Origin of the sequence: Streptomyces sp. NPDC008163 (assembly GCF_042956885.1) — a bacterium.
Classification (GTDB): Bacteria; Actinomycetota; Actinomycetes; order Streptomycetales; family Streptomycetaceae; genus Streptomyces; species Streptomyces drozdowiczii_A.
Window position 1 is genome coordinate 344,406 of record NZ_JBIBHG010000002.1, and the last position, 15,678, is coordinate 360,083.

A 15,678-nucleotide genomic window follows, 5' to 3' on the forward strand; every position below is an offset into this window, starting at 1 on the left:
CGCAAGCTGAGCAAGGGGCCGCCGAGGTATTCGGCGGCCCCTTCGCCGTCGTGGGGTGTCCTCGATCGCCGGACGGGCCCGATGTGGGGGTGCGGCGGAAATCCAGCCCGTCCGGCGATCGAGGACACAGCGTTCAGGCGGAGCGCCGGGTCACCGCTTCCGCTGGGCCAGCGCCAGCGTCCGCCGCGCCTGCGCAACCACCGCCGCGTCGACGAAGCGGCCGTCCGGGAGGGCCTGGGCGCCTGCCTGGTCGCGGGCCGCCTCCACGATCTCCCAGGCCGCTTCGACCTCCTGCGGCGTCGGGCGGAAGGCGCGTTCGATCACCGGGAGCTGGCGGGGATGGATCGCCGCCCGGCCCAGGAAGCCCAGCGCCCGGCCGTGGGCGCAGGAGGACCAGAGGCCGTCCAGGTCCCGGACGTCCGCGAACACCGACTGCGTGGGCGGCGCCAGGCCCGCCGCCCGGGCGGCGACCACCACCCGGCTGCGCGACCAGTCGAGCCCCGCGTCCTCCCGTACCCCCAGATCCGCCCGGAGGTCCGCCTCGCCCAGGGCGATGGCGCGGACCTGGGGGTGGGCGGAGGCCACCGAATACGCGTGCTCGATGCCGAGGGCCGACTCCAGGAGCGGGCACAGGTCCACCCCGGGGGCCCGCGCCGCGATGTGGTGGACGGACGCGGCGTGGGTGATCTTCGGCAGCCGCAGCCCGCCGAGCCCCGGCAGCCCGGCCAGCGCCAGCACGTCCGCCTCGTCGTTGACCCGGACATGCGTCGGCGGCGCGGTGTCGGCCGGCGGGTCCGACAGCAGCTCCACCGTCGCGGCACGCGCGTACTCCTTGCGGTCGGGGGCGACCGCGTCCTCCAGGTCCACGATCACCACGTCCGCCCCCGAGGCGGCCGCCTTGCGCACGACGTCCGGCCGGTCGCCGGGCACGTACAGCAGGGTGAGGGGGGCCGCCGCGCTCACAGCACCCGCTCCGCCCGCAGCGCCGAGATCTCGGGCCCGCTCAGCCCCAGCTCGGTCAGGATCTCCTCGGTGTCGGCCCCGTGCGGGCGGCCCGTCCAGCGGATCGCGCCCGGGGTCCGGGAGAGCCGGAAGAGGACGTTCTGCATCCGCAGCGGACCCAGCTCCGGATCGTCCACTTCGGTGACCGAGTCCAGCGCCCGGTACTGCGGGTCCTCCATCACGTCCCGCACGTCGTGGATGGGGGCGATGGCGGCCTCCGCCTTCTCGAACGCGGACAGCGCCTCCTCCCGGCTGTGCCGGGCGATCCAGTGGCCCACGGCCTCGTCCAGCTCGTCGCTGTGCTCGGCGCGGGTGGCGCCCGAGGCGAACCACGGCTCGTCGATCAGGTCCGCCCGCCCGACCAGCCGCATCACCCGTTCCGCGACGGACTGCGCGGAGGTGGAGACGGCCACCCACTGCCCGTCCGAGGTGCGGTAAGTGTTGCGCGGGGCGTTGTTGCGCGACCGGTTCCCGGTGCGCGGCTGTACGTAACCGAGCTGGTCGTACCAGAGCGGCTGCGGGCCGAGCACGGTCAGGATCGGCTCGATGATCGCCATGTCGACCACCTGCCCCTCCCCGGTCCGGTCGCGCCCGGCGAGGGCTGCCATCACCGCGTACGCCGTGGCGAGCGCGGCGATCGAGTCGGCCAGGCCGAACGGCGGCAGGGTCGGCGGCCCGTCCGGCTCCCCGGTGATCGCCGCGAAGCCGCTCATCGCCTCGGCGAGCGTCCCGAAGCCGGGCCGGTGGGAGTACGGGCCGAACTGGCCGAAGCCCGTGACGCGCACCAGCACCAGGCGGGGGTTGACCGCGTGCAGCTCATCGGGACCGAGGCCCCACCGCTCCAGCGTGCCCGGCCGGAAGTTCTCGATGATCACGTCGGTGTCCGCCGCGAGCCGCAGCAGCAGGTCGCGGCCCTCCGGGGCGGAGAGGTCGAGCGTCAGATTGCGCTTGTTGCGGCCGAGGAGCTTCCACCACAGGCCCACGCCGTCCTTCGCGGGCCCGTGCCCCCGCGAGGGGTCGGGGCGGACCGGATGCTCGACCTTGATCACCTCGGCGCCGAAGTCGCCCAGCATCGTCGCGCAGAGCGGGCCCGCGAAGAGCGTGGCGAGGTCGACGACCCGCAGTCCGGTGAGCGGCGGCGCCGCGGGGGCGCTCACGCGCCGTCGATTTCGCTGCGGTACGGCATGGAGACCGAGGCGCCCGGTTTCTGTACGCAGAGCGCGGCGGCGGCCGAGGCCCAGGCGACGGCCTGCGGGATCGGGCGCCCCTCGCCGAGCGCCACGGCCAGGGTGCCGACGAAGGTGTCCCCTGCGCCGGTGGTGTCCACGGCGGTGACGTCCGGGGCCGGGAAGTGGATGGTGCGGCTGCCCCGGGCCGCGTACAGGCTGCCCTTCGAGCCGAGCGTGATGAGTACCGCGGGGACCTGGCCGAGCAGGATCTCCGCCGCCGCGTGCGGGTCGTCGTAGCCGGACAGCTCGGCCGCCTCGTGCTCGTTGGGGACCAGCAGGTCGACGTGGTCCAGGAGCTCGGAGGGCAGCTCCTGCACGGGGGAGGGGGTGAGCACGGTCCGCACGCCCTGGGCGTGACCGGCGCGGGCGCCCTCGATGACGGCGGACATCGGCAGCTCCAGCTGGAGCAGCAGCAGATCCGCCTCGGCGATGGCGGCCACCTCGCCCGGGCCGAGCGAGGTCATGGTGCCGTTGGCGCCGGGGATGACCACGATGGCGTTGGAGCCCTTGGCGTCGACCACGATGTGCGCGGTGCCGCTGGGGCCCTCGGCGGTGTGCAGCAGATCGGTGTCGACGCCGGAGTGCTCCAGGTTCTCCCGCATCCGTACGCCGTACTCGTCGTCGCCGACCGCGCCGATCATCAGCACGTCACCGCCCGCGCGGGATGCGGCGACGGCCTGGTTGGCGCCCTTGCCGCCGGGGACGGTGCGGAACTCCCGTCCGGTGACGGTCCGGCCGCGTTCCGGGGCCCGGTCGACGTAGGCCACAAGATCCATATTGGTGCTGCCGAGCACCGCGATTCTGGTCATGGGCGGAGTGCCTCCTCGTGGGTGAGCCGGTGGGTCAGGGCGGCCAGGGTGTCGAAGCCGGTCCCGTCGAAACCGGGGACGGACGTGGCGAGCCGGTTCTTCAGCGGGGTCGTCCACCGGTCGGGCAGCGCGTCCGGCCGCCCGGCGAGCAGTCCGGCGAGCGAACCGGCGGTCGCGCCGTTGGAGTCGGTGTCCCAGCCGCCGGACACCGCCTTGCAGACGGAGCCGGTGAAGTCGCCGTCGGCGTGGGTGAGCGCGGCGGCCAGCAGGGCCGCGTTGGGCAGCACATGCACCCAGTGGTACCTGCCGTACGCCGCGTGCAGCCGGTCCACGACCGTATCGAAGTCCCGCTCCTCGCGGGCGGCCTCGATGCCGTCCCGTACCGCCGCCGCGAACCGCGAGCGCGGCGGCACCACGCGCAGGCCGGTGGCCAGGCAGCCGTGCACATCGGTCTCGCCGGTGGCCGCCTCGGCCAGCGCCGCCGCCGTGAACATCGCGCCGTAGACGCCGTTCCCGGTGTGCGTGAGGACCGCGTCGCGGTACGCCTGTTCCGCCGCGCCCGCCGGGTCGCCGGGCCGGGTCCAGCCATGCACGTCGGCCCGGATCTGGGCGCCGATCCACTCCCGGAACGGGTTGCGGTGCCGGGCCGTGTCCGGGGGCTCGATGCCGTCGAGCAGATTGCGGTACGCGACCCGCTCGGCGGTGAACGTGCGCCCGGCCGGGAGCTCGTCCAGCCACAGCCTGGCCAGGTCCGCCGTGGTGAAGGAGGTGCCGTGACGCTGGATCAGCAGCAGGGCGAGCAGCGGGTGGTTGAGGTCGTCGTCCTCGGGCATCCCGTCGATGTTCTCGGCCAGCGAGGTGGGTGCGGAGCGCCGGTTCCACGGATAGGTGGCGGCCAGCGCGGCGGGCAGGCCCCGGGCGGTGAACCAGGTGTTCAGCGGCCAGTTGCCGGTGGCCCGGGCCAGGGCGCGGATGCCTTCCAGCGGCAGCTTCTCGACCGGTTTGCCCAGCAGGCAGCCGGCGGCGCGGCCCAGCCAGGCGGCGTGCAGCCGCTCCCGGGCCGCCGGCCGCACGCGCCGGTCGTGCGGCCACTGCGGGCAGGCCGCCCTGATCCCGTCCAGGCCGTCCGGCTCGTCACCGGCCAGCGGGGATTCCAGCAGGGCGAGTTCGTCCAGGAGCCGTTCGGCGACCGCGCGCAGCCCGGGCGGGGCGCCGGGGGACGAGGCTCCGGCGCGCTCCGGGGCGGGGGAGCCGCCGGCCTCGTACCACCGGCGGGCGATGTCGCGCGCGTCGCGGCCGTCCTCGGCGGCCTGCCGCAGCTCGTGGCCCACCAGGTCCTCCGGCTGCACCCAGGTCACCCGCACCGCCGTGGTCACGGGGTGCCCGCCAGCGCGGCGAAGGCGGCCTCGTGGGCCCGGCGGGCGGCGGTGTCCCGGGCGAACACCTCGCGGGCCACCTCGGCCAGGGTCCGGGCCGGGGCACGCAGATCGAGGCGGCTGGCCTCGGCGACGGTGGCCGCCCAGTCGGCGGGGACGGCGCTCTCGCCGTGCAGGGCGCCGGCGAGCGCGCCGCTCATGGTGGCGATCGAGTCGCAGTCGCGGCCGTAGTTGACCGAGCCGAGGACCGACTGCCGGTAGTCCCCGCCGGCGGCGAGCAGCATGCCGAGGGCGACCGGCAGCTCCTCGATGGCGTGCAGCCGGGACGGGCGGCGGGCGCCGAGCGAGGGGGCGCGGTAGTCGGGGCCGACGGTGTCGAAGGGGGCGACGGCCGCGCGCAGCGGGACGAGCGCCGACTCGACGTCCCGGTGGCGGGAGGCCGCCTCGCAGACGGCCTCGATCGCGGCGCGGGTGCCGTCCTTGGCGAGGGCCAGGCACGCCTCGACCACCGTGGCGGGTGTCGCCCCGGGCGCGCAGGCGGCGGCGACCCCGGCCGCGAAGACGCCCGCCGCCTCCCTGCCGTAACTCGACTGATGGGCGCCCGCGACGTCGATCGCCTCGGCGTACGCCGCCCGCGGATGGGCGGCGTTCACCAGGCCGACCGGGGCGATGTACATCGCCGCACCGCAGTTGACGATGTTTCCGGAGCCCGCCTCGCGCGGGTCGACGTGGCCGTAGTGCAGCCGGGCGACGATCCACTTCTCCGCGAGGAAGACCCGCTGGAGCGGCAGCGCCTCGGCCTCCAGCTCGGGAATCCAGCGCGGTTCGCCGATCATCTCCGGTACGAGGTGGTCGGCGACCGCGTACGCGTCGAGGTGGCCGCGCACCTTCCCGTACACCCGGACCAGCGCGTGCGTCATCAAGGTGTCGTCGGTGACGTGCCCATCGCCCTTGTGGTACGGGGCGATCGGGCGGGCAGTCCGCCAGTCGTCGCCGTCCCAGGGGCCGACGATCCCGGTGATCCTGCCGCCGTGCCGGGCCGTGATCTGCTCCGGGGAGCGGCCCTCGACCGGGCCGCCCAGCGCGTCGCCGACGGCGGCGCCGACGAGAGCGCCGGCGATCCGGTCATCGAGCGTGGGCGTCGTGGCTGTCGTGGGGGAGGGGGACGTCGTGGGCGCCAGGGGCACGGTGGAGGTCATGCCCGAATTGTCCACCCATGGGGGCCGGTTCCGTGGCTGCCAGCAGCCCGGCGAGTTCCAGCAGATCGATGCCGGCGAACCGGGGCAGCGCGCAGCCGGCCAGGGTCCGGCAGGTCTCGCGCCAGCCGTCGGGCACGGAGCGGATGGTCCCCAGTGCCCCGGTCAGCGCCCCGGCCAGGGCGGGCGCGGAGTCCGCGACCCGGGACAGGCAGGCCGCCGCGGGCACGGCCTGCGCGATGTCGCCCCTCGACGCGGTGGCCAGCGCGAGGGCGACCGGTACGGTTTCGGCGGCGGCGATCCCGTAGCTGTAGACGTGGTCCACGATCTGGTGTTCCAGGACCGGGACGAGCGCGAACGCCCCGGCCCGCTCCCCGGCGAACTCCCGGGCGATCCGGACCGCGTGGGCCGCGTTGCGGGCGATCTCGGTGCCGTCGGGGAGCTGGGCGAGCGCGGCGGTCACGGCCGTGTCCACGTCCGCCCCGCCCAGCGCCTCGGCGCTCGCGGCGGCCATCGCCCGCGCCCCGTGCACCCCGTCGCCGTCCTGCGTGAAGCGCGCGTCGAACTCCGCGAGTTCCGCCGCCGCGAGCGGGTCGCCCGGGTGGACGACCGCCAGCACGGCCGCCCTGACGCACGCCGCGTCGTCGAAGTAGTGCGGGTTGTCGTGCCCGGTGGCGGGCGGCCGCAGCCCGGCCGCGAGGTTCCCGAGCCCGGCCCGCACCGAGATCCGTGCCCGCAGCGGCAGCACGGCCGCCTCCACCTCGGTGGCGCGCGCCGCGGCGGCGGCGACCTCGGCGGCGAGGGAGTTCCAGGCCCCGGCGACGGCGGCGCGCACCCGCCCGGGTCCGGCCGCCGCCAGCACGGTCCCCGCCGCGAACGCCGCCCACTCGGCGTCGTCGGACGGGCCGAGCCGCAGCGGCTCGGGGGGCTGGTTGAGCGCGATGGGGACGGGGAGCGTGGTCGTCGCGTTCTGCTCGGCGAAGGTGTCCAGCTCCCGGGTGAGGCGCCGGGTCCACTCCGGCATCCGCGCCGCCCGGTGCCGAGCCGCGGGCCACCCCGCGGCGTCCCCGGCGGCCAGCCCGATGAGCAGCCCTTCGACGCGGGCGCGCCGGTCCCCGCTCACCGGTCCACCGCGCCGGCGCCGAGGTTTCGGTGCGGCTCCCCGGCGGGGAGCGCCGCCGGCCCGGCGGACGGCGCGTGGCCCGGCGGGCCGCCGGGGGGTGCCACGGGGACCGCCGCGACGTGGCCCGCCGGGGCGGCGGGGGCTGTTGCCGCGTCGGCCGCTCTCGGCGGCGCTGCCGGGTCCGCCCGGTACGGCGTGTTGGCCGGTGCCGGGGTGTGGTGCGGTGGGTGGTCCGTGTCCGGCGGGGCGTGCCCCGCGTGGCCGGCCGGGGCAGTCGACCGGGCCGGACCCGCGGCCCGTGCCGGGGTGCGGGGCGGTGGTCCGGCCGTGGCCGTCCCGGCGGTTCCCGCCACCAGCAGGTCCGCCACGTCCGCCACGTGGTATCCGCGCATCGACGGCAGGCAGCTGCCGCGGACCGGGCCGATCGCGTCCGCCCAGAGGCGGGGGATGGCCGATGCGCCGTGCAGGGCGCCGGAGAGGGCCCCCGCCACCGCGGCCGTCGTGTCGGCGTCGCGGCCCATGTTGACCGCCATGAGCACCGCCGTACGGAAGTCGCCGCGGGCCGAGGCGAACGCGCCGAAGGCGAGGCCGACCGCCTCCGGGGCCAGGTCCGTCCAGGGGTAGCCGCCGACCACCACGGCCGAGCGGACCGCGCGTTCGCCGGTGAGGCGGTCGGGGTGCGGGCGCTGGGCCGCCGTCACCGCGCGGCGCAGGGAGCGGGCCGTCCAGGAGTCCATGGGGACGACCGAGAGCGCGGCGGCGATCACCGAGGTGACCGAGGCGCCGGCCATCGCGGCGGCCACCCCGGCGGCCACCGCCTGGCCACCGTAGATGCCCTCGCCCTCGTGGCTGACCCGGCCGTCGACCGCCACCAGGCGGGCCGCCTCGGCGGGGCGGCCGGCCGCGAAGACGCCGAAGGGCGCGGCCCGCATCGCCAGGCCGTCGCTCCAGGCGTGCCGGTGCTGGGCCGAGATCGGCGCGGCCAGACCCCGGCGCAGGTTCTCCAGCGTGCCGCGCTCGCTGAAGCCGGCGCCCCGGAACGGCCCCTCGTCCAGATCGGCGATCCACAGCCGCCAGGCCCGCTCGACATCGGTGACGGTGAGCTCCGAGCCGTGCCGGGCCAGCAGCAGCCCGGAGAAGATCGCGTACTCCGTGTCGTCGGTGCCCGCCGGGTCGTCGCTGACGAAGCCCTCGATCCGGCCCCAGCGGCGCCGGATCTCCGAGGGCCGCATGTTCTCCGCCGGGGCGCCGAGCGCGTCGCCGACCGCGAGGCCGAGCATCGCGCCCCTGGCCCGGTCGCGGGGGCCGCCCGGGGCCGGGTCGTCCGGAAGCCGTGCCGTCTGTGTGCCGCCCGCCCGCGGCTCCGTCGGATTTCCTGCGACCGTCTCCATCGCGTCGACCCTTCGCTCGTACCGAGCCAGTACTCGTGCCTGTGGGATCCGTTCCACGCGGAGCCGCGACGAAGGCCGGTTATCCACACAAAAGGGCCACTCGGATGAAGCCTTCCGGACAGCAAGGGAAGCCGTACCTATCCGATTACCCAGGGTGGTAAGTACGGCCTGCCTTGCTGGCAGGAGCGATTTTTCGTGCGTATTTTCGATGGTGTCGAGCGGGGGCGGGCGGGCAGGAGGTCCGTCTCCGGAACACCCGGACCAGGGGAGAGGGATAAGCCGTGGCCATCATCGAGACCGACGCCGTACTGCACGAGGCGCACCGGGACAACCACACCCACCGGGACGTCAACGGCGGCTGGCTGCGTCCCGCGGTCTTCGGTGCGATGGACGGCCTCGTCTCGAACCTGGCCCTGATGACCGGCGTCGCCGGCGGCGACGTCTCGCACCGCACCATCGTGATCACCGGCCTCGCCGGACTGGCCGCCGGCGCCTTCTCCATGGCGGCCGGTGAGTACACCTCCGTCGCGTCCCAGCGCGAGTTGGTCGAGGCCGAGCTGGACGTCGAGCGGCGCGAGCTGCGCAAGCACCCCGTGGACGAGGAGCGGGAGCTCGCCGCGCTCTACGAGTCCCGGGGCGTCGAGCCCGCGCTCGCCCGCGAGGTCGCCCGCCAGCTCTCGCGCGACCCGGAGCAGGCCCTCGAAATACACGCCCGCGAGGAGCTGGGCATCGACCCGGGCGACCTGCCGTCGCCCCTGGTGGCCGCCTTCTCCTCGTTCGGCGCCTTCGCACTGGGTGCCCTGCTGCCCGTGCTGCCGTTCCTGCTCGGTGCCAGTGCGCTGTGGCCGGCCGTGCTGCTGGCGCTCGCCGGACTGTTCGGCTGCGGCGCGGTGGTGGCCCGGGTGACCGCCCGCAGCTGGTGGTTCAGCGGACTGCGCCAGCTGGCGCTGGGCGGTGCGGCCGCCGCGATCACGTACGGCCTGGGCGCCCTGTTCGGCGTGGCGGTGGGCGGCTGACCCCGCTTGCTTCGTACGCGTAACGGGCCGGTTCACGCAATCGGCCCGTTACGCGTATGCCATGCGTGTGACGTACGTCTTGGCCCGCGCCCCTGGGCACGACCGCACCGCGCACCGTAAAATGAGTCCCTATGCAGGGCTGCACATAAGTAGCCACTACCCGGCGGTTTCGTTTTCTCCGCCACCGGGCATGAGCCGTAGACACCGCAGGCAACGACGCCTGCTCTCCGCGTCTCCCGGGCGCCGATCCTCCGACAGCGACCCACTCCACCGTCGTCGACGGTGTCCGCATGTTGGAATGGTTCATCCGCTTTTTGAGAAGCGCCCCATCATGTAATCTGCACGAAATTTCGCAGAGGGCCAACGTCGTCCCTCGGCACTGCATATGCCACGACGACGACGGGAGAGCCGATGCGCACCGACGCCTGGTCGCCCATGGACGGTCGCCCCGCCCCTCAGGGGATGTACGACCCCCGCAACGAGCACGACGCCTGTGGCGTGGGGTTCGTAGCCACCCTGACCGGTGTGCCCGGCCACGAGATGGTCGAGCAGGCTCTGACCGTGCTCCGCAACCTCGAACACCGCGGTGCCACCGGATCGGAGCCCGACTCCGGTGACGGTGCCGGCATCCTGCTCCAGGTCCCGGACACGTTCCTGCGCGCCGAGGTCCCCTTCGCGCTCCCCGAGGCCGGCGGCTACGCCGTCGGCATCGCCTTCCTGCCCGCCGACGACTCGGCCGGCACCGTCCGCGAGCTGGAGAAGATCGCCGGCGAGGAGGGCCTGACGGTCCTCGGCTGGCGCGAGGTCCCGGTCAGCCCGGACATCCTCGGCAACGGCGCCCGCGCCACGATGCCCGAGTTCCGCCAGCTCTTCGTCTCGGACGGCGAGAACACGGGCATCGCGCTGGACCGCAAGGCGTTCCTGCTGCGCAAGCGCGCCGAGCGCGAGGCCGGGGTTTACTTCCCGTCGCTCTCCGCCCGCACCATCGTCTACAAGGGCATGCTCACCACCGGTCAGCTGGAGCCCTTCTTCCCGGACCTCTCCGACCCCCGGTTCGCCACCGCGGTCGCCCTGGTCCACTCCCGCTTCTCGACCAACACCTTCCCGAGCTGGCCGCTCGCCCACCCGTACCGCTTCGTCGCGCACAACGGCGAGATCAACACGGTCAAGGGCAACCGGAACTGGATGAAGGCCCGCGAGTCCCAGCTCGCCTCCGGCCTCTTCGGCGACGCGCCGCTCGACCGGATCTTCCCCGTCTGCACCCCGGACGCCTCCGACTCCGCCTCCTTCGACGAGGTCCTGGAGCTGCTCCACCTCGGCGGCCGCTCGCTCCCGCACTCGGTGCTGATGATGGTCCCCGAGGCGTGGGAGAACCACGACTCGATGGACCCGGCCCGCCGCGCGTTCTACCAGTACCACTCCGCGATGATGGAGCCCTGGGACGGCCCGGCCTGCGTCACCTTCACCGACGGCGTCCAGGTCGGCGCGGTCCTCGACCGCAACGGTCTGCGCCCCGGCCGCTACTGGGTCACCGACGACGGCCTCGTCGTGCTCTCCTCCGAGGTCGGCGTCCTGGACATCGACCCGGGCAAGGTCGTCCGCAAGGGCCGCCTGCAGCCCGGCCGGATGTTCCTCGTGGACACCGCCGAGCACCGCATCATCGAGGACGACGAGATCAAGGCGTCCCTCGCCGCCGAGCACCCCTACCAGGAGTGGCTGGAGAGCGGCGAGATCGAGCTGGAGGACCTCCCCGAGCGGGAGCACATCGTCCACACGCACGCCTCCGTCACCCGCCGCCAGCAGACCTTCGGATACACCGAGGAGGAGCTGCGCGTCATCCTCGCCCCGATGGCCCGCACCGGCGGCGAGCCGCTGGGCTCCATGGGCACCGACTCGCCGATCGCCGCGCTCTCGGCCCGCCCCCGGCTGCTCTTCGACTACTTCACCCAGCTGTTCGCGCAGGTCACCAACCCGCCGCTGGACGCCATCCGCGAGGAGCTCGTCACCTCGCTGCGCTCCGTGCTCGGCCCCTCGGGCAACCTCCTGGAGCCGGGCGCCGCGTCCTGCCGCAGCGTCGCGCTGCCCTTCCCGGTGATCGACAACGACGAGCTGGCCAAGCTCATACACATCAACGCCGACGGCGACATGCCGGGCATGAAGGCCGCCACGCTCTCCGGCCTCTACCGGGTGCACGGCGGCGGCGACGCGCTGGCCGCCCGGATCGAGGAGATCTGCACCGAGGTCGACGCCGCCATCGAGGACGGCGCCCGCCTGATCGTCCTGTCCGACCGGCACTCCGACGCCGAGCACGCGCCGATCCCCTCGCTGCTGCTCACCTCCGCCGTCCACCACCACCTCATCCGCACCAAGCAGCGCACCCAGGTGGGCCTGCTGGTCGAGGCCGGTGACGTCCGCGAGGTCCACCACGTCGCGCTGCTGATCGGCTACGGCGCCGCCGCGGTCAACCCGTACCTCGCCATGGAGTCCGTCGAGGACCTGGTCCGGGCCGGCACCTTCATCGAGGGCATCGAGGCCGAGGACGCCATCCGCAACCTGATCCACGCGCTGGGCAAGGGCGTCCTGAAGGTCATGTCCAAGATGGGCATCTCCACGGTCGCCTCCTACCGCGGCGCCCAGGTCTTCGAGGCGGTCGGCCTCGACCAGTCCTTCGTGGACCGCTACTTCAACGGCACCGCCACCAAGATCGGCGGCGCCGGTCTCGACGTCGTCGCCAAGGAGGTCGCCGCCCGGCACACCAAGGGCTACCCGGCCTCCGGCATCTCCGCCTCGCACCGCGCGCTGGAGATCGGCGGCGAGTACCAGTGGCGCCGCGAGGGCGAGCCGCACCTGTTCGACCCGGAGACGGTCTTCCGCCTCCAGCACGCCACCCGTAGCCGCCGGTACGACATCTTCAAGAAGTACACGGATCGGGTGAACGAGCAGTCCGAGCGGCTGATGACGCTCCGCGGCCTGTTCGGCTTCACGTCGGACCGCCCCTCGATCGACATCGAGGAGGTCGAGCCCGCCTCGGAGATCGTCAAGCGCTTCTCCACCGGTGCCATGTCCTACGGCTCCATCTCGCGCGAGGCCCACGAGACCCTCGCCATCGCGATGAACCAGCTGGGCGGCAAGTCCAACACCGGTGAGGGCGGCGAGGACGCCGACCGGCTCTACGACCCGGCCCGGCGCTCGTCCATCAAGCAGGTCGCCTCCGGCCGCTTCGGTGTCACCAGCGAGTACCTGGTCAACGCGGACGACATCCAGATCAAGATGGCCCAGGGCGCCAAGCCCGGCGAGGGCGGCCAGCTGCCCGGCCACAAGGTCTACCCGTGGGTCGCCAAGACCCGGCACTCCACCCCGGGCGTCGGCCTGATCTCCCCGCCGCCGCACCACGACATCTACTCCATCGAGGACCTGGCTCAGCTGATCCACGACCTCAAGAACGCCAACCCGCAGGCCCGCATCCACGTGAAGCTGGTCTCCGAGGTCGGCGTCGGCACCGTCGCGGCGGGCGTCTCCAAGGCGCACGCGGACGTGGTCCTGATCTCCGGCCACGACGGCGGCACGGGCGCGTCCCCGCTGACCAGCCTCAAGCACGCGGGCGGCCCCTGGGAGCTCGGCCTCGCCGAGACCCAGCAGACCCTGCTGCTCAACGGCCTGCGCGACCGCATCGTCGTGCAGACCGACGGCCAGCTCAAGACCGGCCGCGACGTCGTCATCGCCGCGCTGCTCGGCGCCGAGGAGTTCGGTTTCGCGACCGCGCCGCTCGTCGTCTCCGGCTGCGTCATGATGCGCGTCTGCCACCTCGACACCTGCCCCGTCGGCATCGCCACCCAGAACCCGGTGCTGCGCGACCGCTTCTCCGGCAAGGCCGAGTACGTCGTCAACTTCTTCGAGTTCATCGCGCAGGAGGTCCGCGAGCTCCTCGCCGAGCTCGGCTTCCGCACGATCGAGGAGGCCGTCGGCCACGCCGAGCTGCTGGACACCGACCGGGCGGTCACGCACTGGAAGGCGCAGGGCCTGGACCTCGCCCCGCTGTTCTACGTCCCCGAGCTGCCCGAAGGCGCGGTCCGGTACCGGAACACCGAGCAGGACCACGCCCTCGACAAGGCGCTCGACAACGAGCTGATCAAGCTCGCCGCCGACGCCCTCAAGGCCGACAGCCCCGAGGCCGCCCAGCCGGTCCGCGCGCAGATCGCGATCCGGAACATCAACCGGACCGTCGGCACGATGCTCGGCCACGAGGTCACGAAGAAGTTCGGCGGTGCGGGCCTGCCCCAGGACACCATCGACATCACCTTCACCGGCTCCGCGGGCCAGTCCTTCGGCGCCTTCCTGCCCAGCGGCATCACGCTGCGCCTGGAGGGCGACGCCAACGACTACGTCGGCAAGGGCCTGTCCGGCGGGCGTGTCGTCGTCCGCCCCGACCGCGGCGCCGACCACCTCGCCGAGTACTCCACCATCGCGGGCAACACCATCGCCTACGGCGCCACCGGCGGCGAACTGTTCCTGCGCGGCCGCACCGGTGAACGCTTCTGCGTCCGCAACTCCGGCGCCACCGTCGTCTCCGAGGGCGTGGGCGACCACGGCTGCGAGTACATGACCGGCGGCCACGCCGTGGTGCTCGGCGAGACCGGGCGCAACTTCGCGGCCGGCATGTCCGGCGGTGTCGCGTACGTCATCGACCTCGACCGCGACAACGTCAACGCCGGCAACCTCGGCGCGGTCGAGGAGCTGACCGACACCGACAAGCAGTGGCTGCACGACGTCGTGCGCCGCCACCAGGAGGAGACCGGCTCCACCGTCGCCGAGAAGCTCCTCGCCGAGTGGGACACCGCGGTGGCCCGCTTCAGCAAGATCATCCCGTCCACCTACAAGGCAGTGCTCGCCGCCAAGGACGCCGCTGAGCTCGCCGGTCTCTCCGAGCAGGAGACCACCGAGAAGATGATGGAGGCGGCGACCAATGGCTGACCCCAAGGGCTTCCTGACCACCGGCCGCGAGGTCGCGCAGACCCGCCCGGCCGGCGAGCGCGTCAAGGACTGGAACGAGGTCTACGTTCCCGGTTCGCTGCTCCCGATCATCAGCAAGCAGGCCGGCCGCTGCATGGACTGCGGCATCCCGTTCTGCCACAACGGCTGCCCGCTCGGAAACCTCATCCCCGAGTGGAACGACTACGCCTACCGCGAGGACTGGACCGCCGCGTCCGAGCGGCTGCACGCCACGAACAACTTCCCGGAGTTCACCGGGCGGCTGTGCCCGGCGCCCTGCGAGTCGGCGTGCGTGCTCGGCATCAACCAGCCGGCCGTCACCATCAAGAACGTCGAGGTCTCGATCATCGACCAGGCGTGGGACCGCGGCGACGTGACCCCGCAGCCGCCGGAGCGCCTGTCCGGCAAGACCGTCGCCGTCATCGGCTCGGGTCCGGCCGGTCTCGCCGCCGCCCAGCAGCTGACCCGGGCCGGTCACACGGTCGCCGTCTACGAGCGCGCGGACCGCATCGGGGGTCTCCTCCGGTACGGCATCCCCGAGTTCAAGATGGAGAAGTCGCACATCAACCGCCGCATCGAACAGATGCGCGCGGAGGGCACCAAGTTCCGCACCGAGACCGAGATCGGCCGGGACATCGACGCCGCGAAGCTGCGCCGCCGCTACGACGCCGTGGTCATCGCCGCCGGGGCCACCGTCTCGCGCGACCTGCCCGTCCCGGGCCGGGAGCTGAACGGTGTGCACTACGCGATGGAGTACCTGCCGCTCGCCAACAAGGTGCAGGAGGGCGACCTGACGGTCTCCCCGATCACCGCCGAGGGCAAGCACGTCGTCGTCATCGGCGGCGGCGACACCGGCGCCGACTGCGTCGGCACCGCGCACCGCCAGGGCGCCCTGTCCGTCACCCAGCTGGAGATCATGCCCCGGCCGGGCGAGGAGCGGAACAGCAACCAGCCGTGGCCGACCTTCCCGATGCTCTACAAGGTCACCTCCGCGCACGAGGAGGGCGGCGAGCGGGTCTACTCCGTCTCGACCACCCACTTCGAGGGCGACGAGGACGGCAACGTCCAGGCCCTCCACCTGGTCGAGGTGGAGTTCAAGGACGGTAAGCTGGAGCAGAAGTCCGGCACCGAGCGGGTCATCCCCGCGCAGCTGGTCACGCTCGCGATGGGCTTCACCGGCACCGACCAGGCCAACGGTCTGGTCCAGCAGTTCGGTCTGGAGCTCGACGAGCGCGGCAACATCGCCCGCGACCAGGACTACGCGACCAACGTCGACGGCGTCTTCGTCGCCGGGGACGCGGGCCGCGGCCAGTCCCTCATCGTGTGGGCCATCGCCGAGGGCCGCTCCGCGGCACGCGGCGTGGACCGCTTCCTGACCGGAGCCAGCGCCCTGCCGGCCCCGATCCGCCCGACGGACCGTGCCCTGACGGTCTGATACGGCACACAGACGTCCCGCACAACGGCGTGCGGAACTGAACGCGGCGCCTGCCCGTCCCCGACCGGACGATTCGGCAGGCGCCGTGGCGCATTCGGAGCCGGGCGACGCC

General features: G+C 73.6%; 10 protein-coding genes. 3 read left to right on the plus strand and 7 right to left on the minus strand.

Features of this window, described 5'->3' with window-relative positions:
• Nucleotides 1–150: 150 nt before the first annotated feature.
• The 7 genes from ACFZAT_RS06675 to ACFZAT_RS06705 are packed head-to-tail and all read right to left on the minus strand — an operon-like array spanning nt 151 to nt 8,015.
• Nucleotides 151–963 carry an aldolase/citrate lyase family protein gene (locus ACFZAT_RS06675; RefSeq protein ID WP_391261061.1) on the minus strand — a complete coding sequence of 271 codons (813 nt, stop codon included), beginning with the start codon at nt 961–963 and terminating at the stop codon, nt 151–153.
• Entirely contained in the window at nt 960–2,159 is a 1,200-nt protein-coding gene (locus ACFZAT_RS06680; protein WP_391261064.1) for a CoA transferase, read from the minus strand. The genes ACFZAT_RS06675 and ACFZAT_RS06680 overlap by 4 nt, the downstream gene beginning before the upstream one ends.
• A complete protein-coding gene (rbsK, locus tag ACFZAT_RS06685; RefSeq protein WP_391261066.1) occupies nt 2,156–3,040 on the minus strand; it encodes a ribokinase in 885 nt (294 codons plus the stop codon). Before rbsK ends, ACFZAT_RS06680 begins: the two co-directional genes overlap by 4 nt.
• Nucleotides 3,037–4,416 carry an ADP-ribosylglycohydrolase family protein gene (locus tag ACFZAT_RS06690; RefSeq protein ID WP_391261068.1) on the minus strand — a complete coding sequence of 460 codons (1,380 nt, stop codon included), beginning with the start codon at nt 4,414–4,416 and terminating at the stop codon, nt 3,037–3,039. Before ACFZAT_RS06690 ends, rbsK begins: the two co-directional genes overlap by 4 nt.
• Nucleotides 4,413–5,615: an ADP-ribosylglycohydrolase family protein gene (locus ACFZAT_RS06695; RefSeq protein ID WP_391261072.1), complete on the minus strand. Its 1,203-nt coding sequence runs from the start codon at nt 5,613–5,615 to the stop codon at nt 4,413–4,415. The genes ACFZAT_RS06690 and ACFZAT_RS06695 overlap by 4 nt, the downstream gene beginning before the upstream one ends.
• Entirely contained in the window at nt 5,542–6,735 is a 1,194-nt protein-coding gene (locus ACFZAT_RS06700; protein WP_391261073.1) for an ADP-ribosylglycohydrolase family protein, read from the minus strand. The genes ACFZAT_RS06695 and ACFZAT_RS06700 overlap by 74 nt, the downstream gene beginning before the upstream one ends.
• Entirely contained in the window at nt 6,732–8,015 is a 1,284-nt protein-coding gene (locus ACFZAT_RS06705) for an ADP-ribosylglycohydrolase family protein (protein WP_391261701.1), read from the minus strand. Before ACFZAT_RS06705 ends, ACFZAT_RS06700 begins: the two co-directional genes overlap by 4 nt.
• Nucleotides 8,016–8,407: 392 nt before the next feature.
• Between ACFZAT_RS06705 and ACFZAT_RS06710 the strand changes: the two genes are divergently transcribed.
• The 3 genes from ACFZAT_RS06710 to ACFZAT_RS06720 all read left to right on the plus strand — a co-directional run bounded on the left by ACFZAT_RS06710 (nt 8,408) and on the right by ACFZAT_RS06720 (nt 15,566).
• Nucleotides 8,408–9,142: a VIT1/CCC1 transporter family protein gene (locus ACFZAT_RS06710; RefSeq protein ID WP_018518742.1), complete on the plus strand. Its 735-nt coding sequence runs from the start codon at nt 8,408–8,410 to the stop codon at nt 9,140–9,142.
• Between the two features lie 411 nt (nt 9,143–9,553).
• The gene (gene gltB, locus ACFZAT_RS06715; RefSeq protein WP_391261077.1) at nt 9,554–14,113 is read left to right on the plus strand and encodes a glutamate synthase large subunit; all 4,560 of its coding nucleotides are present in this window, start codon (nt 9,554–9,556) and stop codon (nt 14,111–14,113) included.
• Nucleotides 14,106–15,566, plus strand: a complete 1,461-nt coding sequence (locus ACFZAT_RS06720; protein WP_391261079.1) for a glutamate synthase small subunit — start codon at nt 14,106–14,108, stop codon at nt 15,564–15,566. Before gltB ends, ACFZAT_RS06720 begins: the two co-directional genes overlap by 8 nt.
• The last annotated feature ends 112 nt before the right edge of the window (nt 15,567–15,678 follow it).